At 73.2% G+C, this 21,694-nt stretch carries 17 protein-coding genes; 11 read left to right on the top strand and 6 right to left on the bottom strand.

The window, feature by feature from the left end; all coding sequences use genetic code 11:
- Positions 1 to 34: 34 nt before the first annotated feature.
- Together ACWDZ4_RS06765 and ACWDZ4_RS06760 are read right to left on the bottom strand one after the other, a co-directional pair.
- Positions 35 to 1,675: a M23 family metallopeptidase gene (locus tag ACWDZ4_RS06765; RefSeq protein WP_451507367.1), complete on the bottom strand. Its 1,641-nt coding sequence runs from the start codon at positions 1,673 to 1,675 to the stop codon at positions 35 to 37.
- A gap of 224 nt (positions 1,676 to 1,899) precedes the next feature.
- Positions 1,900 to 2,751: an esterase/lipase family protein gene (locus ACWDZ4_RS06760; RefSeq protein WP_451507366.1), complete on the bottom strand. Its 852-nt coding sequence runs from the start codon at positions 2,749 to 2,751 to the stop codon at positions 1,900 to 1,902.
- Positions 2,752 to 3,124: 373 nt separating this feature from the next.
- Here ACWDZ4_RS06760 and ACWDZ4_RS06755 point away from each other — a divergent pair, with 373 nt between their 5' ends.
- The gene (locus ACWDZ4_RS06755; protein WP_451507365.1) at positions 3,125 to 3,538 is read left to right on the top strand and encodes a cobalamin B12-binding domain-containing protein; all 414 of its coding nucleotides are present in this window, start codon (positions 3,125 to 3,127) and stop codon (positions 3,536 to 3,538) included.
- Here ACWDZ4_RS06755 and ACWDZ4_RS06750 read toward each other — a convergent pair.
- Positions 3,504 to 5,315 (bottom strand): DUF5691 domain-containing protein, encoded by a 1,812-nt coding sequence (locus ACWDZ4_RS06750; protein WP_451507364.1) that lies wholly within the window; start codon positions 5,313 to 5,315, stop codon positions 3,504 to 3,506. The two genes, ACWDZ4_RS06755 and ACWDZ4_RS06750, sit on opposite strands and share 35 nt — an antisense overlap.
- 16 nt (positions 5,316 to 5,331) lie before the next feature.
- Entirely contained in the window at positions 5,332 to 6,705 is a 1,374-nt protein-coding gene (locus ACWDZ4_RS06745; RefSeq protein WP_451507363.1) for an SWIM zinc finger family protein, read from the bottom strand.
- A 133-nt stretch (positions 6,706 to 6,838) separates the two neighbouring features.
- On the opposite strand from ACWDZ4_RS06745, the gene ACWDZ4_RS06740 reads away from it, so the two are divergent.
- The 8 genes from ACWDZ4_RS06740 to sucD all read left to right on the top strand — a co-directional run bounded on the left by ACWDZ4_RS06740 (position 6,839) and on the right by sucD (position 16,745).
- Positions 6,839 to 7,264 carry a hypothetical protein gene (locus ACWDZ4_RS06740; RefSeq protein WP_451507362.1) on the top strand — a complete coding sequence of 142 codons (426 nt, stop codon included), beginning with the start codon at positions 6,839 to 6,841 and terminating at the stop codon, positions 7,262 to 7,264.
- A gap of 102 nt (positions 7,265 to 7,366) precedes the next feature.
- Positions 7,367 to 8,488 carry an ATP-binding protein gene (locus ACWDZ4_RS06735; protein WP_451507361.1) on the top strand — a complete coding sequence of 374 codons (1,122 nt, stop codon included), beginning with the start codon at positions 7,367 to 7,369 and terminating at the stop codon, positions 8,486 to 8,488.
- Positions 8,485 to 10,857: a DUF5682 family protein gene (locus ACWDZ4_RS06730; protein WP_451507360.1), complete on the top strand. Its 2,373-nt coding sequence runs from the start codon at positions 8,485 to 8,487 to the stop codon at positions 10,855 to 10,857. The genes ACWDZ4_RS06735 and ACWDZ4_RS06730 overlap by 4 nt, the downstream gene beginning before the upstream one ends.
- A complete protein-coding gene (locus ACWDZ4_RS06725; protein WP_451507359.1) occupies positions 10,854 to 12,128 on the top strand; it encodes a vWA domain-containing protein in 1,275 nt (424 codons plus the stop codon). The genes ACWDZ4_RS06730 and ACWDZ4_RS06725 overlap by 4 nt, the downstream gene beginning before the upstream one ends.
- A 138-nt stretch (positions 12,129 to 12,266) precedes the next feature.
- Positions 12,267 to 13,223: a hypothetical protein gene (locus ACWDZ4_RS06720; protein ID WP_451507358.1), complete on the top strand. Its 957-nt coding sequence runs from the start codon at positions 12,267 to 12,269 to the stop codon at positions 13,221 to 13,223.
- 107 nt (positions 13,224 to 13,330) lie between these two features.
- Complete coding sequence (locus ACWDZ4_RS06715; protein WP_451507357.1) at positions 13,331 to 14,287, top strand: hypothetical protein; 957 nt, start codon at positions 13,331 to 13,333, stop codon at positions 14,285 to 14,287.
- 375 nt (positions 14,288 to 14,662) lie between these two features.
- The gene (sucC, locus tag ACWDZ4_RS06710) at positions 14,663 to 15,841 is read left to right on the top strand and encodes an ADP-forming succinate--CoA ligase subunit beta (protein WP_451507356.1); all 1,179 of its coding nucleotides are present in this window, start codon (positions 14,663 to 14,665) and stop codon (positions 15,839 to 15,841) included.
- A 19-nt stretch (positions 15,842 to 15,860) separates the two neighbouring features.
- Positions 15,861 to 16,745 (top strand): succinate--CoA ligase subunit alpha, encoded by an 885-nt coding sequence (sucD, locus tag ACWDZ4_RS06705; protein WP_344494913.1) that lies wholly within the window; start codon positions 15,861 to 15,863, stop codon positions 16,743 to 16,745.
- 140 nt (positions 16,746 to 16,885) lie between these two features.
- Here sucD and ACWDZ4_RS06700 read toward each other — a convergent pair whose 3' ends face one another.
- Entirely contained in the window at positions 16,886 to 18,238 is a 1,353-nt protein-coding gene (locus ACWDZ4_RS06700; RefSeq protein ID WP_451507355.1) for a helix-turn-helix domain-containing protein, read from the bottom strand.
- A 155-nt stretch (positions 18,239 to 18,393) separates the two neighbouring features.
- On the opposite strand from ACWDZ4_RS06700, the gene ACWDZ4_RS06695 reads away from it, so the two are divergent.
- A complete protein-coding gene (locus tag ACWDZ4_RS06695) occupies positions 18,394 to 19,929 on the top strand; it encodes a cell division protein PerM (protein WP_451507354.1) in 1,536 nt (511 codons plus the stop codon).
- Positions 19,930 to 19,949: 20 nt separating this feature from the next.
- On the opposite strand, the gene ACWDZ4_RS06690 is transcribed toward ACWDZ4_RS06695, so the two are convergent.
- Positions 19,950 to 20,741: a hypothetical protein gene (locus ACWDZ4_RS06690; RefSeq protein WP_451507353.1), complete on the bottom strand. Its 792-nt coding sequence runs from the start codon at positions 20,739 to 20,741 to the stop codon at positions 19,950 to 19,952.
- A 264-nt stretch (positions 20,742 to 21,005) separates the two neighbouring features.
- Between ACWDZ4_RS06690 and purN the strand changes: the two genes are divergently transcribed.
- On the top strand, positions 21,006 to 21,674 hold the full coding sequence (gene purN, locus ACWDZ4_RS06685) for a phosphoribosylglycinamide formyltransferase (protein ID WP_451507352.1): 669 nt from the start codon (positions 21,006 to 21,008) through the stop codon (positions 21,672 to 21,674).
- Positions 21,675 to 21,694: the final 20 nt, after the last annotated feature.

Here is a 21,694-nt window from a genome sequence, read left to right as displayed (position 1 = left end):
CCGGTTCCGGGGGTTACGTCCTACGTCCTACGTCCTACGTCGGGCTGAGGCCGTGGCTGCGGAACCACGGCAGGGGGTCGATCGGCGGCCCGCCGCCGGGACGCACCTCGAAGTGGAGGTGCGGGCCGGTGGAGTTGCCCGAGTTTCCGGCGTACGCGATGACGTCGCCGGCCTGGACCGGGCCGGAGCGGATCTTGGTGCTGCTGAGGTGGCAGTACCAGGTCTCCGTGCCGTCGGCGGCCGTCACTATCGCCATGTTTCCGTAGGCGCTGTTGTACTGCGTACGGACCGTGCCGTCGGTCGCGGCCATCACCGGCGTGCCGTACGAGACGGGGAAGTCGATGCCGGAGTGCACGGACATCCAGTTGACGCCGGCCTGACCGTAGTACGCGCTGAGACCGTGCTGCTGGACCGGTACGGCGAACTTGGGGCGGGCGGCCTCCTTGCGGGCGGCCTCTTCGGCCTTGCGCTTCTTCTCCGCCTCCTGGCGGACCTGGAGGTCGATGCGCTCCTGCGTGCGGCTGGCGCGGTCGGCGAAGTCGTTGGCGTCCGCGTCGAGGGCGGCGAGCTGGGTGTCCAGCTTGTTGTTGACCGCGACGGGCTCGACCGGGCCGGAGTCGGCGGCGGAGACCGTCGTGGTGGTGTCCTTCTTCTCCTCGGCGGCGCCGCCGCCACCGCCGACGCCGACCGAGGCGGCGGCGATGCCGGCCACGCCCATCGCGCAGGCGGAGGGGACGGCGACGGTGAGGAGGGCCGAACGCTTGGCGGGGGTGCGGCGGCGGCCGCGGCCGGCGTTGTTGTTGCCGCGGCGGGCCGAGCGGGGGGCGGGCACGGGGGCTGCGGCAGCTGTCGCAGCGGCGGGAGTGCGCTCGGACTCCGGCGCGGATTCGGGCTCGTGCTCCGGCTCGTGCTCCGGATCGTGTTCCGGCGTGTACGCGTGCTCCGGCGTGTACGCGTGCTCGGTGCCGGGCGTGTCGTGCCTGCCGGACGTCTCGTGCGGTCCGTGCGTGTCGTGCGGTCCGGGCGGTTCGTACGCGGTGGGAGCGTCGGGCAGGGCGACTGCGGGGAACTCGGCTGTCTCGTAGAAGACCTGCTGGGGCGGGACGGTGGGGTGCGCGCCGGTGTGGTCGCCCGTGTGGTCACCCGGATGGCCGCCCGTGTGGCCGGTGTTCCAGTCGGTGGCGTCGTACGCGCCGGTGTCGTAGCCCGGCATCGTGTTCCACTGCCCGGTGGTGTCGGCGGCGGCCTGGGGGAACTGCGCCGTTTCGTATGCGCCGGTCTCGTACGGGCCGCTGTCGATGTGGCTGGTGTCGATGTGGCCGGTGTCGAGGCGGCCGGTGTCTAGGTGGCCGGTGTCGAACTGCCCCGTCTGGTCCCAGGCGTTGGTGTCCCACTGGCCGGTGGACTGGGCCGGGATGTCGGCCGCCGTCCGGTGGCCGGCGGCGGGCCACGTCCCGGTGGTGTCGTACTGCTGCTGCATGCCGTACGCGGTGTAAGTCACGCTCGGATGGGTACCCGTGGTGTCCCACGCAGTGGTGTCGTACTGATCGCTGTGACCTGCTCCGTAGGGGCTTTCCTGAGCGGTCTCGGCGGGAAGGGCCCCGAAGAGCGGGTCTGTCCGGAAACTGCCGGTGGAGTAGCCGTCGTACCCGGCTTGGGCGTGCTGGTCGTCCACCAACTTCTCTCTCGCCTCGGCAATGCAGGACCTGTGGGGGCTGGGGCCCGGGAGGGGCCCCAGAGGCAAAGCAGTGGCGCGACTGTACCCGGCGGTATGCGACGGCGACAATCTTCGTCAGATTTCGCGCGTTCCGGAAAGGGGCATTCAGCCGTCTTTTGGCGGACGGCGGGCACATCCTTGGTCCTGTGTTCGACAACTGTTCGATCAGGGGTGGCCGCAGGTCAGGCGATGGAGGCCGTGCCGGACGCACCCGCTCCCGTGTCCTGCTCCTCGAGCGCCTGCCGGATCCCGGCGGCGACCGCCGGATGGACGGGCAGGGCGAGATGGCCGATTCCTGTCACTCGTACGTTCCGGGCGATGAGGTCCGGGTGGCTGACGCAGGCCGCATCGACCGGGACCATCACCTGGTCGAGATCGCTCCAGAAGCTCACGAACCGCGTCCGGCAGGCGGGCGCGGGCTCGCGCAGCTCCTCGATCACGCCGGAGCCGGGGCGCATCTGCCGCACGAGGGGGTGGGCGCTCATCGGCGGAGCGACGCTGGTGCCGGCGTGCGGAGTGCCGAGGGTGACGAGGGTGCGCACACGCGCGTCTCCGCCCAGTCGCTGTACGTAATAACGGGCGATCAGGCCGCCGAGGCTGTGGCCGACGATGTCGACCCGGGGGTGGCCCGTACGGTCGCAGATCTCCTCGACATGGCGGCCGAGCAACTCGGCCGCGGTGCGGATGTCGCAGGTCAACGGCGAGTAGTTGAGGGACTCCAGATGGCGCCAGCCGTGCCGGGCCAGGGACCGGCGCAGCAGGACGAAGACGGAGCGGTTGTCGACGAAGCCGTGGAGCAGTACGACGGGAGGGTGGTCGGGGCCGGTGGTGGGAAGGCGCGTGGTCTCGGGCTCCACGGGTGCCGGAGAGGGGAGTGCGCCGACGTCGTGGCGGCGCTCCTGGGCGATGCCGGACGGGTAGAGGACCAGGTGCCCGGCGAGGATGGCGAACTCCAGGGCGGTGGCTCGCAGGAGCGCGCCCGACAGGCGCAGTGGGAACGGGCAGGGCGGAAAGAAGAAGGGCAGGACCCTCATGGCCGACCTCCGAACGGCACGCGGGGAGACAGCTCCGGCCCCCGTGTGCCCTCGTCGTGTGCCCTCGTCGGGGCGCCGTGCCGAGGAACTCGGTGGGCCGTGCCGCCGGGCCGTGCGGCTGACGGCGCGGTGGCACGGCGACCTCGTCGCGGCTCCCCTTGCGAGCGTCCCGACTGCTGCGGCTGATGCCGCTGTAGCGCCTGATGAGGCAGGAACGACGCATAGCGAACATGTCCCATGTGTGATTTCCCCCTCCCTGTCCACCGTGAAACGGGCGGGTGCGGGATGCTGTCGATAACGTTCGTTCACTTCCCCGTCCTCATCGGTGCGGGGCGCGTGCCAATGACGGCGCAGTCGGTACATGGAGGCAGTGATGGGTGTGACCGGGCCGATCCGTGTGGTGGTCGCCAAGCCGGGACTCGACGGACACGATCGTGGGGCGAAGGTCATCGCGCGGGCTCTGCGCGACGCCGGTATGGAGGTCATCTACACCGGGCTCCACCAGACGCCCGAGCAGATCGTGGACACCGCCATTCAGGAGGACGCCGACGCGATCGGTCTGTCGATCCTCTCGGGTGCGCACAACACGCTCTTCGTGAAGGTCATCGAGTTGCTCAAGCAGCGCGACGCGGAGGACATCAAGGTCTTCGGCGGCGGCATCATCCCGGAGGCGGACATCGCGCCGCTGAAGGAGAAGGGTGTCGCGGAGATCTTCACGCCGGGTGCGACGACGCAGTCGATCGTGAACTGGGTCAACACGCACGTCCGTCAGGCGGCCCAGGCATAGGCGTGGGCAGAGGCACGGTCTCAGTCGCCGGACGGGCCGGAAGGTTCGGCCCGTCCGACGACGGGGGCGGGGAGGCCGGGCCGGCGGCCCGGTCCTCCGACAGCTCCGCGAGCATCGCGGCTCTGAGGCGGAGGGTGCCGACGAGACGCTGGAACGCTTCCGACCAGTAGCCGCCCGCCCCGGGTGACGCGTCCTCCTGCTCGTCCGGTGTCGCCGTGAGGATCTCCAGGCGGCCGGCCTCGCCGGGGTCGAGGCAACGCTCCGCCAGGCCCATGACCCCGCTGAAGCTCCAGGGGTAGCTCCCCGCGTCCCGCGCGATGTCGAGTGCGTCGACCACCGCGCGGCCGAGCGGCTCCGCCCAGGGCACGGTGCACACCCCGAGCAGCTGGAACGCCTCGGAGAGGCCGTGCGCCGCGATGAACGCGGCCACCCACTCGGCCCGCTCGGCGTCCTCCAGGGTGGCCAGCAGCTTCGCGCGTTCGGCGAGGGACGACGTGCCGGGGCCGGTGGCCGGCGGCGTGGACGGCGCGCCGAGCAGGGCGCGGGACCAGGCGGCGTCCCGCTGGCGCACCGCGGCGCGGCACCAGGCGGCGTGCAGCTCCTCCTTCCAGCCGTCGCCCACGGGCAGGGTGACGATCTCTTGCGGTGTACGGCCGCCGAACCGGTGCTGCCAGGCGTACAACGGCGCGGACTCGACCAGCTGGCCCAGCCACCAGGACCGTTCGCCCCGGCCCGCCGGCGGTCTGGGCGACACGCCGTCGCGCTGCATGTCCGCGTCGCATTCGTGCGGGGCCTCCACGGCGATGCGCTCGCCGCCGGCCGCGCGGCCGGAGCGGTCCAGGCTGACGCAGGTGGTGGCACGGGCGGCCATCCGGGCGGCCAGCGCGGAACCGGGCAGTGCGGAGAGCAGCTCGGCGGCGGTGGCCCGCACATTGCGGCTGCGGTCGGACAGGGCCTGCTCCAGGAAGGGCTCGTCCGTGCCCGAGAGGCCGGTGCGCAGGGAGTCGAGGAACATCAGGCGGTCCTCGGCGCGCTCGGTGGGCCAGGTGGCGGCGAGCAGTGCGAGCGCGGCGCCCGGATCGTGGGCGCGGACGGCGGCGAGAAGGCCGACGCGCTCCGCGAACAAGCCCTCCTCCCACAGCTGCCGCACGGCCGCCGCGTCCCGGGGGTCGGGCAGCGCGGAACCGCCCGACGCGCCGCGCAGCGCGAACCGCCAGTCCGTGTTGAACCCGGCCAGCCACAGCCCGCGCGGTCCGGCGAAGGCGAGGGCCTGCGGCCGCAGGTCGGTACGGGCCCGGGCGGCGTCCAGCAGCGCGGGGAGCAGGGCGGGCGGTGCCTGGAAACGGTGCCGGTTCGCGGCGCCGAGCCACTGGGGGAGCAGCTCGGTGAGGTCGGGGGCGGTGCCGCGCCGCCCGCCGGCGGCGGGGGACGAGGACCGGCCGGCCAGCAGCTGGGCGAGCCGGCGGCGGGCGGCCTCGGGCAGCGGGGGGCGCGGATCGTGCGGCGCGGGCTCGGGGCGTGCCGCGGCGCGCGCCGGGAGGAGCCCCGCCCTGCGGCGTACGGTCTGCCGCGCGGCGGCGTCGAGCAGCGCGGCCGGGGCGTCCTTGCCGGGCACCGCGGCGCCGGGCGGCAGCGTACGGCGGTCGGTGCCGAGCAGCGCGGTGGTGACGAGCTCTTCCCAGGCGGTCGCGGCCGCGGCGTCCGCCGCCGTGGTGCCTGCTGCCGCGGCGTCCGTGGCCGTGGTACCTGCCGCCGTGCTTGTGGTGTGGATGGTCATCGGTCCCTCCGTACGGTCAGGTTTCGATGAGCGGGACGGTTTCCGCCGAGCCGTCGGCCCAGGCCGTCAGCGGAGTGAAGCCGCGGTGGCCGCACTCGCCGAAGACGGTGACGGGGCCGCCGCCCGACAGGGCGACGAGCTTCCACAGCCCGGGGCGGGACAGCGCCGCGGGGTCGACGGGCAGGGCCGAATCCGTTTCCGCGTCGGCCAGCTGCCAGGTGTCACCGGAGGGGACCGGTATGACACGGCCCAGTGTCACCGGCCAGGAGTCGAGCCACGGGTCGTCGCGCAGGGCCCTCCCGTAGCCACCGACCGCTTCGGCGCTGCCGACGCCGGGCGGCGGGGCGCCGATCGGGACCGGGAGGGCGAACCGGTCGCCCACGTCCGCCCTGAGCCGCCCCCCGCCGGGGTAGTACGTGAGCTCGGCGTCGAGCATCAGGCCGGTGGGCAGGGCGACTTCGGGCGCGCGGCCCCCGGCGCCGAAGGACAGCACCAGCGCCGTACGCCCGGACTCCCGGCCGTGCAGCCATATGCGGCGCGTGACCAGCTTGCCGTCGGTGGTGTCGTACTGGGCGAGCACCAGCCAGTGGTCCCGGACCGGCGGACCCCCGGCGGGCGCGGTGAGGCCGACGCGTGTCCGCACGGTGGCGGCCAGCGGCTCCGGCAGCCGGTCGCGGCCCAGCCAGGCAGCGTCCAGCAGATGCAGCAGCGCGCACTCCTCCAGCAACCGCGCGGGCCAGCCGGGCCCCGACGCCGGTACGGCGCCCAACTCCCTGACCCGCGCCGCCAGTCCCGGCGCCTGGGCGTCGACCATGCGGCGGGCCGTCTCCTCCCACAGCCCGTAACCCGTCTGCTCGGCGGTGGCGAGACCGCCGCGCAGCAGATCGGTCAGGCGCTGCTCCAGCTCTGTGGCCCCCAGGGTGATCCGCTCGGCGCGCTGCTCGGCCCTGCGTCTCGCCGCCCCGGGACCGGCCGCCCCGGCGGACGGTCCCGGCCCGCCGTCCGGCTTGCCCCGGTCCCGCTTCTGCCCGGCCTGCTTCCTGCGGGCCGCCACCCACTCCCCGGCCCAGTCCGGCAGCGCCTCCGTGTCCCGCACGGCCGTCTCGTCCGCGGCCCAGAGCAGCAGCAGGCCCAGCGCGTGCTTGCACGGAAACTTCCGGCTCGGGCAGCTGCACGTGAAGGCGGGGCCGGCGCCCGCCGTGTCGACCACCGTCCGGTAGGGCGTGCTGCCGCTGCCCTTGCACAGCCCCCACACGGCCCCCGAACCGCTGCTTCCGGCCTCCGACCACGGCCCGGCCGTGCCGAGCCTGCTTCCCGCTCTGCGTGACGCGTCGTCAGGAGCCAGGGCCAGCACCTGTTCCGCAGTCCAGCGCACCCCCTGCTGATTCATGGGAAAGACGCTACGGGCCACCACTGACAATCGGTGCTGACCTGCGGATTCGCGGAACCGGTCGCAATTTGACTTGACTTCGCCTTTGCGATTGGGTGCGATCTCCTTATCTACAGATCCGGGGGGATCACGCATGAACCGCATCGTTCGTACCGCTGTCTGCGCCGCAGCCGTCACCGGCCTCACATTCGGCCTGGGCGCCTGCTCCGAGGTGACCGAAGCCGCCAAGGACGAGGGCGTCGAGCAGGTCGACAAGGCCATCGACGAGAAGTACGAAGTCACGTACGAGGTCACCGGCAAGGACGTCGAGTCCATCGAGTACGCGGGCGGCGGAGGCACGGCCATGGACCCGAAGATGGTGTCGGTCAAGAAGCCCGCGCTGCCGTGGAAGAAGACGGTCACGCTGCGCGGCATCATGCCGCCCGCCGTGTCCCCGATCAGCATCACGGACACCGCCGACCTGACCTGCAAGGTCGTCTACAAGGGCAAGACGATCAAGGAGGCGACCGGCGAGAAGGCCCTGCTCGGCTGCATCGCGGTCTCCCCGATCGCGCAGTAACTTCCGCAGACTGCCACTTGGGCCCTGACCTGCGGCTACGGCCGATTGTCAGTGGCGTGGTGCACGGTGGATCCCACATCCGGGAAATCTGGAGGGGGATCCATGACCGTGCCCGAAACCAACGCTGTCGCACGTACGGACGCCGGCGAGGCCCTGCGGCCGCACGCCGAGGACGCGTTCGCCGACGAGCTCAAGGCGCTGGCCGCGGCCGACGACCGGCCGCGGCCCGCCAGGTGGCGGCTCTCGCCGTGGGCCGTGGCCACGTACCTGCTCGGCGGGACCCTGTCCGACGGCACGGTGATCACGCCCAAGTACGTGGGGCCGCGCCGGATCGTCGAAGTCGCCGTCACCACGCTCGCCACCGACCGGGCACTGCTGCTGCTCGGCGTCCCCGGCACCGCCAAGACCTGGGTGTCCGAGCACCTCGCCGCCGCCGTCAGCGGTGACTCGACCCTGCTCGTCCAGGGCACGGCGGGGACGCCCGAGGAAGCCATCCGCTACGGCTGGAACTACGCCCGGCTGCTCGCACACGGGCCCAGCCGCGACGCGCTCGTGCCGAGCCCCGTCATGCGGGCCATGGCCGACGGCATGACCGCGCGGGTCGAGGAGCTCACCCGCATCCCGGCCGACGTGCAGGACACCCTGATCACGATCCTGTCGGAGAAGACCCTGCCCATCCCCGAGTTGGGTCAGGAGCAGCAGGCCGTCCGCGGCTTCAACCTCATCGCCACCGCCAACGACCGCGACCGCGGGGTCAACGACCTCTCCAGCGCGCTGCGCCGCCGGTTCAACACCGTGGTGCTGCCGCTGCCCGGGACGGCGGAGGCCGAGGTCGACATCGTGGCGCGGCGCGTCGGCCAGATAGGGCGCTCCCTCGACCTGCCGGCCGCGCCCGACGGCTTCGACGAGATCCGGCGTGTCGTCACCGTCTTCCGCGAGCTGCGCGACGGCATCACGACCGACGGCCGTACGAAGGTCAAGTCCCCCTCGGGAACGCTGTCCACGGCCGAGGCGATCTCCGTCGTCACCGGTGGCCTGGCCCTCGCCGCGCACTTCGGGGACGGGGTGCTGCGCTCCGGCGACGTGGCGGCCGGCATCCTCGGCGCGGTCGTGCGCGACCCGGCGGCCGACCGCGTCGTCTGGCAGGAGTACCTGGAGACGGTCGTCCGCGAGCGGGACGGCTGGAAGGACTTCTACCGCGCCTGCCGGGAGGTCTCGGGATGAGGTCCGGCCCGCTGTTGCTGGGCGTGCGCCACCACGGACCCGGCTCGGCCCGTGCGGTGCGCCGGGCGCTCGACGCCGCGCGGCCCCGGGCCGTGCTGATCGAGGGGCCGCCCGAGGGCGATGCCCTGCTGCCGCTCGCGGCCGACGAGTCGATGCGCCCGCCGGTGGCCCTGCTCGCGCACGTCACCGACGACCCGCGGCGGGCCGCGTTCTGGCCGCTGGCCGATTTCTCCCCCGAGTGGGTCGCGATCCGGTGGGCTCTCGGACACGGCGTACCGGTCCGCTTCGTCGACCTTCCGGCGGCGCACTCCCTGGCACTGGCGGAGGAGGAGCGGGAGGGGGCCGGGGAGGGGGACGCGGAGGGCGAGGTGGCGGACTCCCTTGCCGTCGATCCGGTCGGGGTGCTCGCGGAGGCCGCCGGGTACGACGATCCGGAGCGGTGGTGGGAGGACGTGGTCGAGCACCGCGGAGACAGGGGCGGGGACGGGGGCGGGAGCGGGGGCGGGAGCGGAGGTGGGGAAGCCGGTCCGTTCGCGCCGTTCGAGGCGCTCGCCGAGGCCATGGGCGCCCTGCGCGAGACGTACGGAGACGGCGGGCACACCCGCGACCGGGTGCGCGAGGCGTACATGAGGCTCCAGCTCCGCTCCGCGCGCAAGGAGTTCGGCGACGACTTCGCCGTCGTCTGCGGCGCGTGGCACCTGCCGGCACTCGGCGCGAAGGTCTCGACCGTCACCGCCGACCGGGCGCTGCTGAAAGGTCTGCCCAGGGTCAGGACCGAGATGACCTGGGTGCCCTGGACCCACCGCAGGCTGGCCCGGCGCAGCGGGTACGGCGCGGGCATCGAGTCGCCCGGCTGGTACGGGCACCTCTTCGACGCCCCCGACCGCCCTGTCGAACGCTGGATGACCAAGGTCGCGGGGCTGCTGCGGGACGAGGACCGGATGGTCTCCTCCGCCCACGTCATCGAGGCCGTCCGGCTCGCCGGGACGCTCGCCGTCCTGCGCGGCCGTCCGCTCGCGGGGCTCACCGAAACGACCGACGCCGTCCGGGCCGTGATGTGCGAGGGCTCCGACGTACCGCTCGCGCTCGTGCACGACAGGCTCGTCGTCGGCGACGTACTCGGCGAGGTCCCGGACGCGGCGCCCGCCGTACCGCTGCAGCGCGACCTCACCCGGACCCAGCGCAGCCTGCGGCTCAAGCCGGAGCCGCAGGAACGGGAGCTCGAACTCGACCTGCGCAAAGAGACCGACGCGGCGCGCAGCCTGCTGCTGCACCGGCTGCGGCTCCTGTCCGTCGGCTGGGGCGAGCCGGCCGCGGCGCGGGGGAGCACGGGGACGTTCCGGGAGACCTGGCGGCTGCGCTGGGAGCCCGAGCTCTCGGTACGGGTCGCGGAGGCCGGGGTATGGGGCACCACGGTGCTCTCCGCGGCCACTGCCAAGGCCGAGTCCCAGGCCGTGTCGACCACCGTGCTCGCCGACGTCACCGCCCTCGCCGAGCGGTGCCTGCTGGCCGGACTGCCCGACGCCCTGCCCGTGGTGATGCGGGCCCTCGCCGACCGCGCCGCGCTGGACGCGGACGTCGGCCACCTGGCCCAGGCCCTGCCCGCGCTCGCCCGCTCACTGCGGTACGGCGATGTGCGCGGCACGGACACGGTCGCGCTGGGCGAGGTCGCGGTGGGCCTCGCCGAGCGGATCTGCGTAGGGCTGCCGCCCGCCTGTACCGGTCTCGACGCGGACGGTGCGGCGGACATGCGACGCCACCTCGACGCGGTCCACACGGCGACCGGCCTCCTGGCCGGGGCCGGGCCGGGCAGCCTCAGCGAGCTCAGCGCCCTCAGTGACCTGCGCGGGCGTTGGTCGTCGGTGCTCCGCGGGCTCGCCGGGCGGGACGCCGTCGGCGGGGTGATCCGGGGCCGGGCGGTGCGGCTGCTGCTGGACGACGGACGGCTCGCGGAGGACGAGGCGGCGCGCCTCATGGGACTGGCCCTCTCGCCCGGCGCCCCGCCGGCCGACGCCGCGGCCTGGATCGAGGGCTTCGTCGGCGGAGCCTCCGGCGGAGGAATGCTCCTCGTGCACGACGAACGGCTCCTGGGCCTCGTCGACACCTGGCTGACCGGTGTGCCGGACGAGGCGTTCACCGGCGTACTGCCGCTGCTGCGCCGCACGTTCTCGGCGTACGAGCCGGGAGTGCGGCGCACGCTGGGCGAACTGGTCCGGCGCGGCCCGTCCGCCGCGCGCCCGGTGCGGACGGAGCCCGGTGCGCCCGGCTTCGGCCCCGGACTCGACGAGGAGCGCGCCGACGCCGTACTGCCGGTGCTGCGGCTCCTGCTGGGCGCGGACCACGAGGAACCGGTGGGGGAGGCCCGATGAACGTAAGCGCGAGCGGGGACGTGAAGGCGGGAGACGTGAAGGCGGGGAATGCGAAGGCGGGGGACGCGAAGGCGGGGGACGCGAAGGCGGGGGACGCGAAGGTGGATGACGGGAGCGGGGAGCGGATTCGGCGCTGGCGGCTCGTGCTGGGCGCGGAGGGGGGCGACGGAACCGGGTGTGTGCTCGGCGGACGGGACGCCTCCATGGACGGGGCGCTCGCCGCGCTCTACGGCGGCGGGCGCGACGCCGGCCGCCCGGGCGGCAGTCCGGCCGGCCGCTCGGCCGGGCTCGGCGCCTCCGCGCCGTCCGTGGCGCGCTGGCTCGGCGACATCCGTACGTACTTCCCGAGCTCCGTCGTGCAGGTCATGCAGCGTGACGCCATAGAGCGCCTGGGGCTGTCGGCGCTGCTCCTGGAGCCGGAGATGCTGGAGGCCGTCGAGGCGGACGTCCATCTCGTCGGAACGCTGCTCTCGCTCAACAAGGCGATGCCCGAGACGACCCGGGAAACGGCACGCGTCGTCGTGCGCAAGGTCGTCGAGGACCTGGAGAAGCGCCTCGCGACCCGCACCAGGGCCACGCTCACCGGTGCCCTCGACCGCAGCGCCCGCATCAGCCGCCCCCGTCACCGGGACATCGACTGGAACCGTACGATCCGGGCCAACCTCAAGAACTACCTCCCCGAGTACGGGACCGTCGTACCCGAACGGCTCGTCGGATACGGGCGGGCGGCGCAGTCCGTGAAGAAGGACGTCGTCCTGTGCATCGACCAGTCAGGGTCGATGGCCGCATCCGTCGTCTACGCGTCGGTCTTCGGCGCGGTCCTGGCATCCATGCGCGCGATCAACACCCGTCTCGTCGTCTTCGACACCGCCGTCGTCGACCTCACCGACGAGCTGGACGACCCGGTCGACGTCCTCTTCGGCACCCAGCTGGGCGGAGGTACGGACATCAACCGCGCCCTCGCGTACTGCCAGTCGCAGATCACCCGGCCCGCCGACACCGTGGTCGTCCTCATCAGCGACCTCTACGAGGGCGGCATACGGGACGAGATGCTGAAGCGGGTCGCGGCGATGAAGGCGTCGGGCGTGCAGTTCGTCGCCCTGCTCGCGCTCTCCGACGAGGGCGCCCCCGCCTACGACCGTGAGCACGCGGCAGCCCTGGCGGCCCTCGGCACCCCTGCCTTCGCCTGTACGCCGGACCTTTTTCCGGAGGTGATGGCTGCGGCGATCGAGAAACGACCGCTACCCATACCGGACATGTCCAGTCATTAGCAGGGGGCGACTTGCGCGACCCCAGGAGGCTCGTGCGAGCATCTGCCGTCGTTCCGTTCCTCTGTGGACTTCGCGCACTCCCGCGAATCCCCGCGATCCCTGCGATCCCTTGCGAAGGCGCCGTTCATCTTGACTGCCGTGGTTGCTCTCCCCGTCACCGCCCCGCGCGTACCGCGCCGGGCGGGCCGGAGGCGTGCGCTGCGGGTGGTGCTGTTCCTGGGTGGCCTGCTGGCGCTGGGCTTCCTGTGGGACGGGCAGGCGTACGCCGTCGAGGCACCGCCGCTGCCCCACGACGCCACCGCTGTCGTGGCCCCGGTACTGAAGCCGGAACTGCCGGGGCAGGAGCTGCGGCAACCGGCAGTGCGGCAACCGGTGGTGCGGCAACCGGTGGTGCGGCAACCGGTGGTGCGGCAACCGGTGGTGGGTGAGCCCGCCCAGGCCGTGCGGGAGACGGCAGAGCCGGTGGCCGAGGTCGTACGGCGCGTCGTCCGGCCGGTCGGTGAGCTGAAGGACCGTGTCACCGGGCATCGGCCGGCCGTGCCCGCGTCGCCGGTGATCGTGGCGCCGGTGCCTGAGCTTCCGGTACCGGAATCGCCGGTGCCCGAGATGCCCGTGTCCGAGCTGCCCGTGTCCGAGGCACCCGTGCCCGAGGTGTCCGGACCCGAAGTGCCCGCAGCTCCGGAGAAGCCCGAAGTGCCCACAGCTCCGGAGAAGTCCGCGAACTCCGCGCACCAGGACTCCGGCGACCGGGCGCAGCGGGCCGGGAGCGGGCCCGTGACCCACACGGCGGCCCTGGCCGGCAGCGGCCGGGGTGAGGGCGGTCACCCGTACGCCCCCGACCGGCGTCACGGCGACACGCCCCGGAGCGCGGACCGCGCCAAGTGCGGGGAGGTTCCCGTACAGGCACCCGCCGGACCGTGCGGTGACGGCGTCCGGCAGGCCGCCGGAGACGGGAGCGCGCCGCGCTCCGCCGATCAGCACGCGGCCGCGTTCACGGACGGCATCCGGTTCGCGCTGGTGCGCGGGGCCACGTTGCCGGCAACGGCCGCACCGACGTACGACAGGCCGCACGAAATCCTCGAATTCCCCGGCTAGGGCGGACCGTCCCCGCTCAATGACCTGCCGCGCGGGGGCGGGACAGGTCTGCCCGCCATCCGGAAACCTCCGGACAGCCGAATGCATTCGAAGGATCTGACGCAAGCATGAACAAGAACATCCGCCGTTCCATCGCCGTCGCCGCCACCGCCGGCGGTATGTGGGCCCTCGGTACCGCTGCCGCCAGTGCGGCCGAGCTGCCCGTCTCGGTGCCGCTGTCCACCCCGGACGCGGTTTCCGACGCGGTCGAGGACGTCAAGACCGCCGAGGACGTCAAGACCGCCGAGGACGTCGATGTCGACGTCGAGGACGCCGCGCACGACGTGCAGCGCGACGTACACCACCACGACGCGCAGGGTGTCGCCGAGCAGGCCCACCAGTACGCCGAGGCCCAGCTGCCGGCGTACGACCTGCCCGCCGCCCCTTCCGTGGCCGACGCGCCCTCCATAGCCGACGCCCAGGACGAGGTCGACTACCTCTTCGGTCCGCTCTCCGCCTTCGCCTCCGAGGCCGAGCAGGCACCGGACCGGGCGCAGGGCCACGCCCAGGGTGCGGTCACCGCCGCCACCCCGCTCGCCCACGCCGTCGCCCAGGACACCCTGCCGCCCATCGCCGCCCGCGCCGTGGACGGCGTGCTCCCGGTCGCCGGGCAGGCGGTCGGTGACGTCGGCGGTCTGGCCCAGGGCGCGGTCGGCGACGTGACGCCCTTCGCGCACGGTGTCGTCGGTGACGTGACGCCGTTCGCCGACGGTGTCGTCTCCGAGGTCCACCCGTTCGTGGGCGGCGTCGTCGGCGCGGTCCAGCCGCTCGTCGACACCGTCGTCGACCACGTCCAGCCGGTCGCGTACGGCGTCGGTGGCAGCGCCCACACCTTCGCGCACGGTGTCGTCGGTGACGTGACGCCGTTCGCGGGAGGTGTCGTGTCCGAGGTCCAGCCGTTCGCGCAGGACCTGTCGGGCACGGTCGCCTCGACCCCGCTCGCCGGCAACGCCGTCTCCGGCGCCCAGGACGCGCTCTCCTCGGTCACGCCGGGGTACGCGTCGTACCTGACCCAGGGCATCTGAGCCCGGCGTCCGACACGCGGTTCGAAGTTCCCCGGGCGGTCCTCATTGGGGTGGGGGCCGCCCGGTCCCGTGTCCGCGCCGGTCCGCCGCCGCCGGCCCGCCAAGGGTCCGCCGCCGGTCCACCACCGGCCCGCCGCTGCCCCCTGCCGGTCTCTTCCGGCCTCTGCCGACGCGGCCGCACGTACGGCCTGTGACCGGTATCACCGCTCAGGTGTGATCTGCGATTTACGGACCCACGGGTCACGGGGATAACCTGCGAGACGGACATGCCGCGTATCGGACACCGTGTACGCCTCCCTTGTGACAGCGCTGTCACGTTGCCCTCGCGGCACGCCCACGCAGACAAAAAACCGCGATCACAAGGACGGAACGCGCGTGGACCTGTTCGAGTATCAGGCGAGGGACCTCTTCGCCAAGCACGGTGTACCGGTGCTGGCCGGTGAAGTCATCGAGACGCCTGAGGCGGCGCGCGAGGCCACCGAGCGTATGGGCGGCAAGTCGGTCGTCAAGGCCCAGGTCAAGGTCGGTGGCCGCGGCAAGGCCGGCGGCGTGAAGCTGGCCGCCACCCCGGACGAGGCTGTCGCCCGTTCGACGGACATCCTCGGCATGGACATCAAGGGCCACACGGTCCACAAGGTGATGATCGCCGAGACCGCTCCGGAGATCGCCGAGGAGTACTACGTCTCGTACCTCCTCGACCGGACCAACCGCACCTTCCTCGCCATGGCGTCCGTCCAGGGCGGCATGGACATCGAGGAGGTCGCGGAGAAGACCCCCGAGGCCCTCGCGAAGGTGCCGGTCAACGCCGTCGAGGGCGTGACCATCGAGAAGGCCCGCGAGATCGTCGCCCAGGCGAAGTTCCCGGCCGAGGTCGCCGAGGGCGTCGCCGAGGTGCTGGTGACCCTGTGGGACACCTTCGTCGCCGAGGACGCGCTCCTCGTCGAGGTCAACCCCCTCGCGAAGCTCGCCGACGGCCGCATCATCGCGCTGGACGGAAAGGTGTCCCTCGACGAGAACGCCGACTTCCGCCAGCCCGACCACGAGGCGCTCGAGGACAAGGCCGCAGCCAACCCGCTCGAGGCTGCCGCCAAGGCCAAGAACCTCAACTACGTCAAGCTCGACGGCGAGGTCGGCATCATCGGCAACGGCGCCGGCCTGGTCATGTCGACCCTGGACGTCGTCGCGTACGCCGGTGAGAACCACGGCAACGTGAAGCCCGCCAACTTCCTCGACATCGGTGGCGGCGCCTCCGCCGAGGTCATGGCGAACGGCCTGGAGATCATCCTCGGCGACCCGGACGTCAAGTCCGTGTTCGTCAACGTCTTCGGTGGCATCACCGCCTGCGACGAGGTCGCCAACGGCATCGTCCAGGCCCTGGAGCTGCTCAAGACCAAGGGCGAGGAAGTCACCAAGCCGCTGGTCGTGCGTCTCGACGGCAACAACGCGGAGCTCGGCCGCAAGATCCTCTCCGACGCCAACCACCCGCTCGTGCAGCGCGTGGACACCATGGACGGCGCGGCCGACAAGGCCGCCGAGCTCGCGGCTGCGAAGTAAGGGACGAGGTCAGAACACCATGGCTATCTTCCTGACCAAGGAATCCAAGGTCATCGTCCAGGGCATGACCGGCGCGACCGGCATGAAGCACACCAAGCTCATGCTGGCCGACGGCACCAACATCGTCGGTGGCGTGAACCCGCGCAAGGCCGGCACGTCCGTCGACTTCGACGGCACCGAGGTACCGGTCTTCGGCTCCGTCAAGGAGGCGATGGAGAAGACGGGCGCCGACGTGTCCGTCCTCTTCGTGCCGCCGGCCTTCGCGAAGGCCGCCGTCGTCGAGGCGATCGACGCCGAGATCCCGCTCGCCGTCGTGATCACCGAGGGCATCGCCGTCCACGACTCCGCCGCCTTCTGGGCGTACGCGGGTTCGAAGGGCAACAAGACGCGGATCATCGGCCCGAACTGCCCCGGTCTCATCACCCCGGGCCAGTCCAACGCCGGCATCATCCCGGGCGACATCACCAAGCCCGGCCGCATCGGTCTGGTGTCCAAGTCGGGCACGCTGACCTACCAGATGATGTACGAGCTCCGTGACATCGGCTTCTCGTCCGCCGTCGGCATCGGTGGCGACCCGGTCATCGGTACGACGCACATCGACGCCCTCGCGGCGTTCGAGGCCGACCCCGAGACCGACCTGATCGTGATGATCGGTGAGATCGGTGGCGACGCCGAGGAGCGTGCCGCGGACTACATCGCGAAGAACGTGACGAAGCCGGTCGTCGGTTACGTCGCGGGCTTCACCGCCCCCGAAGGCAAGACGATGGGTCACGCCGGCGCGATCGTGTCCGGTTCTTCTGGCACCGCACAGGCCAAGAAGGAAGCCCTCGAGGCCGCGGGCGTCAAGGTCGGCAAGACGCCGACCGAGACGGCCAAGCTGGCGCGCGCCATTCTGGCCGGCTAGTACGCCGCTTCGGCGCTTGCGCTTGCCTCTGTGCTCGCGTTCGCGCTCCGGTTGTCCGGTGCGGGCCCGTATCCCCTGACGAGGGGGTACGGGCCCGTCCGCGTTCGGTCAGCCGGTCAGCGGGTCAGCCGGTCAGCGGGTCAGGGGGTTTCCGGGACCAGGCGGTGCGGGCCGTTCATCGGATGGGCGCGGAGCTTGTCGCGCAGCTCCTCGTCCTGGGGCGAGAGCGTCTGCGGACCGGCGTACGCCGGAACGCCGCCGACGGGTTCACCGGGCGTGGGCGGGGGCTCGTACCGCGTGGGTGCTGTGGTGAGGGTGAATCCTGTGGCGCCGATGATCGCCGCGGTGAAGAAGGTGGTCGCGCGCGTCCAGAAGCGTGTCCTGCGCTCGCTCCCCGTCCGTACGGTGTGGGCGGGCGGCAGCCTGAGGGGCGGTACGGGCCCGGTCTCGGCGAGGTCGTTGAGGCGCTCGTGGAACAGCGCGGACTGTTCGGCGGGGGTGCGGGCGTTCGCGAGTACCGGCAGCCGCCGCGCGACCGCGGCGCGTGCGTTGAGCAGGCGGTTCGCGGTGGCCGGGGTGCTCGCCTCGGTCTCGGCCGCGGTGTCGGGGAGGTCCAGGCCGAGGCCGTCGTACAGCAGGAGGGTGCGGCGGTGCCTGGGCGGCAGGGCCAGCAGCGCGTCGAGCAGCACCCGGCGGTCGCGGTCACCGGGGGGCCGGTCGGGGCGCTTGCGGGTGAGGCGCAGCCGGTGCCAGGGGGAGGTCGCGTACTCGTGTGCCGCTGCCCTGATCCAGCCCGCCGGGTCGCGGTCGGTGGCCACTTCGGGCCAGCGCTGCCAGGCGAGGTGGAAGGCGTACTCGACGGACTCGCGGGAGAGGCTCCGGCTTCCGGTGAGGAGGTAGGTCTGGGCCAGGACGGCGGGGGCTGAGCGGGTGTAGAGGGCGTCGAAGGCCTGGGCGGGGGTGGGGGGCGGGGCGGGAGGCTCGCTGCTGGGTGGTGCGGGTGCGGGTGTGGGTGTGGGTGTGAGTGCGGGTGCGGGTGCGGGGGGCGGCTCTGGTTCTGGTTCCTGGGACAGTGCGGGTGCGGGGGCGGGGGCTTCGGGATCGGTGCCGCGCCGGGGCGTCTCCTCGGGCGCCGGACGTTCGGGTACGTCGGTCTGCTCGGGATGGTCGCGTTCGGCGCCCTGCGGGGAGCGCCCCGGCACGTCCCCTCCTGCCACCGTGTCCTGGGAGGCGGGGCCCGGCGCGTCCTCGGGGGCCTGCGCCTCGGCGGGGGACGGCTCGCCGAAGGAGGCGAGCAGCTTGGCGTACGCCGCGCGCTGCTCGCCGCGCTTGGGGTCCCTCCGGCCGGACTCCCATGATGTGACCGTCTCGCGGGTGACGCCCAGGGCGGCGGCCACCTGCTCCTGGGTCAGCGATTTCGCTTCGCGCAGCCTGCGCCGTTCCTTGGCGGAGGGCAGCGGGGTGGCGGGGGCGGATTCGGCGCGCTGCGTCATGAGAATCCCCCCACAGCGCTGCGCCAGGCGAAAAAGTACATAAACGTATATTGAGCGACACGGCAGTCGATCACGTGTTACACGCATTAAGCGCGTGTCGTTGACAGCATGTCCGGGTGACTCAAGTGACCCATCGCGGTACGTGGTTGCCGTCCGTGCACAGCCGTTCCTCGGCGCAGGCCGCCTGTTTCGTGCGGGGAGTGGTCGCCGCGGGGCTCGGTCTCGGTTCGCTCGCTGTCCTGGTGACGGTGTGGTGGATCAGCTCTCCGTACCCCGACAGCGGGCCCGGCGGGGCGCTGCGCGTCGCCGCCGGGCTGTGGCTGCTGGCCCACGGGGCCGAGCTCGTCCGGTACGACACGCTGTCCGGTGTCCCCGCGCCCGTGGGGCTGACTCCGATGCTGCTCGCGGTGGTGCCGGTATGGCTCGCGCACCGGACCGCGCGCGACGCGCTGGAGCCCCGGGGCGGGCGGCCGCGGCCGTCGGCATGGGTGGTGTGGTGGGGCGTTACGGGTGGTTACGCGGTGACGGGGGCTGTCGCGCTGCTGTACGCGTACGGCGGGCCGCTGCCCGCCGGGGTGCTCAGTACGGTGCTGCACCTGCCCGTCGTCGCGGCGGCGGGCGCGGCGGGCGGGGTGTGGACGGCGAACGGGCGCCCGCTCGGGCCGCTGCCGGACTGGGTGCCGGAGGGCGTGCGAAAGGCCGTGGTGCGCTCCCGGTTCCGGGTCGCCCTGCGGGCCGCCGGGGCGGGGACCGTGGTGCTGCTGGGCGGCGGCGCGGTGGTCGCGCTGGCGTCACTGGTGTGGCACGCGGGGGCGGCGCAGGGGGCGTTCCTGCGGCTGGCGGGGGTGTGGTCCGGGCAGTTCGCGCTCGTGCTGCTGATGCTGGCGCTCGCGCCGAACGTGGCCGTGTGGGGCGCCGCGTACGGGCTCGGTCCCGGATTCGCCCTCGGCGCGGGCGCGACGGTCACGCCGCTGGGGGTGGCGGGGACACCGGCGCTGCCGGACTTTCCGCTGCTCGCGGCGGTTCCGGCCGGTGCGGGAACGACGCCGGCCGCCTGGGCGACGCTGGCCGTGCCGGTCGCGGCGGCGGCCACGGTCGCGTGGTTCACGGTCCACACGGCCGCGCCCCCCTTCGCCGTACGGGAGGAAGCCTGGACCGCCCGCGAGACGGCCCTCGCGGCCGCTCTGGCCGGCGTGGGGTGCGCGGTGGCGATGGCGGTGCTGGCGGTGCCGGCGGGCGGTCCGCTGGGCACGGGGGCGCTGTCGGAGTTCGGGCCGGTGTGGTGGCGTACGGGCGGTGCGGCGCTGGTGTGGACGGTGGCGCTGGGCGTCCCGGGCGCGCTCGCCCTGCGCGCGTGGCGCCTGCGTGACCGCACCCCCCGCGCGCGGGGCGGTACGACGACGCTGCCGTCGGACGCGGCGGAAGAGGGGGCCGGGGCGGCGAAGCGCGGGTGGTGGTGGCGGCGGGCGGACGAGACGCCGTGGCGGCGTCCGGACGGGCCCGGAGCCGTTGCCGACGACGCGGCCGGGCCGTACGACGGCGAAGCCGACTTCTTCCCCGTCGGCGATCCCGCGGCCAGTACGGACGTGGACTGGCACGACAACGGCGTACTCGAGGTGAGGGGGGCGGCGCCGGAGGAGGAGCCCGGGGGCGGGGCGGACGCCCCGTCCGCCCCGCCCCCGCCGCCGTAGGGCGGGGGCGGGGCGTGGGGCTACTCCTTCACGCCGAAGACCGGGCGCAGGGACTTCGGGAGCAGTTCGTTGCAGGACACCTGCGCGGACTGGGTCAGGGAGTCCTGCACACACGTGTAGTAGTCGCGGTAGACCAGCTGCACCGTGAACGTCGTCGCCACGATCACGAGCGCGAGCGCCGCCGTGACCAGCCCGCTCACCGCCGCCGTCGTCTGCGGCTTCGTGCTGCCGGCCGCCGGCGCGGGCGTCCGCGCGGGTGCGGCCGGTGCGACGGCGTCCGCCGCCGCGCCCTGTCCCCGCCGCGGCTTCGCGCGCAGCGAGCTGATGCCCCAGTACAGCGCCAGCGCTCCCAGCAGCAGCGCGACCTCGGGGAGGTCGAACAGCGCGAAGAAGAACGCCCACATGCCGGAGAGCAGCGCGTAACGCGCCCGGCGCTGCGCCGGGTCCGTGGGATCCCACCGCAGCCCCGTGTTGTTTCCGCGGCCCGGACCGCCCGGACCGCCCGGCCCCTCGGGGCCGCCCTGGTGGCCGCCCCATCCGCCGTCCTGGTGACCCGGCTGGCGGGGGCTCCACCGGCCGCCCTGCGAGGGCTCGCCCCCGTCGCCCCGGCCACCGCCGTCCGCGGGCTCGCGCGGCCGCCACGGCTCGTCGGGCCGCCCCTCGGGCGGCGGCGCGAAGGGATTGTCGTCCCCCTGCGGCGACGGGGTCGACGAGGACTGGCGTTCCCGCAGCAGCAACTGAGAACCCCGCTGTCCGGCGTACGTATCGGACAGCGGGAGGCGGAGAGCCGCGCGGCGGCGTCGGTCCGTCATCTGGTGAACGTCTTCCCCTCAGACCCGGTGCACAGAGGGTCTTGTGTGTCGTCTGTTCCCGTCCGGAGACGGATGGTCGCCGTCCGCGGACGGACTCCTGTCCCCTGACGCTACCTCCCGGCCGCGTACCCGTCCCGTGGGGGCCGCTCGGTGTGCCGGTATCGTTGCCGACGGTTGGCGTCTTCGTAGGGTTCCCCGTATCGGGAGGCTCGATTCGTTCGTACGACCACACAAGCCGCACCATCCGCGAGAAAGAGCCCCGCCGTGGCCTCCCCGCCCCCTTCGCAGACCGTTTCCCCCCGTGCCCCCGGCGCGCCGGCCCGCATCGTCGTCCTGGTCTCCGGCTCCGGTACGAACCTCCAGGCCCTGCTCGACGCCATCGGCGACGACCCCGCCGCGTACGGCGCGCGGATCGTGGCCGTCGGCGCCGACCGGGACGGGATCGCGGGTCTGGAACGCGCCGAGCGCGCCGGAGTGCCGACCTTCGTCCGCCGCGTGAAGGACTTCTCCTCGCGCGAGGAGTGGGACCTGGCGCTGGCCGGGGCCACGGCGGCGTACGAGCCCGACCTGGTCGTGTCGGCCGGCTTCATGAAGATCGTGGGCAGGGAGTTCCTCGCGCGCTTCGGCGGCCGGGTCGTGAACACCCACCCCGCCCTGCTGCCCAGTTTTCCCGGGGCCCACGGCGTGCGCGACGCGCTCGCGTACGGCGCGAAGGTCACCGGATGCACCGTCCACTTCGTCGACGACGGCGTCGACACCGGCCCGATCATCGCGCAGGGCGTGGTCGAGGTCCGGGACGAGGACTACGAAGACGGTGGTGCCGCTCTTCACGAGCGCATCAAGGAAGTCGAGCGACGGCTGCTCGTCGATGTCGTGGGGCGCCTGGCCCGTAACGGCTATCACATCGAGGGACGAAAGGTAGTTATCCAGTGACCGCCGAAGGTACGAAGCGG

This window comes from Streptomyces sp. NPDC003016 (assembly GCF_053591455.1).
The sequence above is the reverse complement of the archived record's forward strand: the minus strand, read 5'-3'. Positions and strand labels throughout refer to the sequence as shown.

Excerpts from the sequence above, each read along its gene's own strand:
- ACWDZ4_RS06730 (WP_451507360.1), top strand. The coding sequence starts at position 8,485 with ATGAGGTCCGGCCCGCTGTTGCTGGGCGTGCGCCACCACGGACCCGGC.
- ACWDZ4_RS06740 (WP_451507362.1), top strand. The coding sequence starts at position 6,839 with ATGAACCGCATCGTTCGTACCGCTGTCTGCGCCGCAGCCGTCACCGGC.
- ACWDZ4_RS06715 (WP_451507357.1), top strand. The coding sequence starts at position 13,331 with ATGAACAAGAACATCCGCCGTTCCATCGCCGTCGCCGCCACCGCCGGC.
- ACWDZ4_RS06700 (WP_451507355.1), bottom strand. The coding sequence starts at position 18,238 with ATGACGCAGCGCGCCGAATCCGCCCCCGCCACCCCGCTGCCCTCCGCC.
- ACWDZ4_RS06690 (WP_451507353.1), bottom strand. The coding sequence starts at position 20,741 with ATGACGGACCGACGCCGCCGCGCGGCTCTCCGCCTCCCGCTGTCCGAT.
- ACWDZ4_RS06760 (WP_451507366.1), bottom strand. The coding sequence starts at position 2,751 with ATGAGGGTCCTGCCCTTCTTCTTTCCGCCCTGCCCGTTCCCACTGCGC.
- sucD (WP_344494913.1), top strand. The coding sequence starts at position 15,861 with ATGGCTATCTTCCTGACCAAGGAATCCAAGGTCATCGTCCAGGGCATG.
- ACWDZ4_RS06755 (WP_451507365.1), top strand. The coding sequence starts at position 3,125 with ATGGGTGTGACCGGGCCGATCCGTGTGGTGGTCGCCAAGCCGGGACTC.
- ACWDZ4_RS06750 (WP_451507364.1), bottom strand. The coding sequence starts at position 5,315 with ATGACCATCCACACCACAAGCACGGCGGCAGGTACCACGGCCACGGAC.
- ACWDZ4_RS06745 (WP_451507363.1), bottom strand. The coding sequence starts at position 6,705 with ATGAATCAGCAGGGGGTGCGCTGGACTGCGGAACAGGTGCTGGCCCTG.
- ACWDZ4_RS06735 (WP_451507361.1), top strand. The coding sequence starts at position 7,367 with ATGACCGTGCCCGAAACCAACGCTGTCGCACGTACGGACGCCGGCGAG.
- ACWDZ4_RS06725 (WP_451507359.1), top strand. The coding sequence starts at position 10,854 with ATGAACGTAAGCGCGAGCGGGGACGTGAAGGCGGGAGACGTGAAGGCG.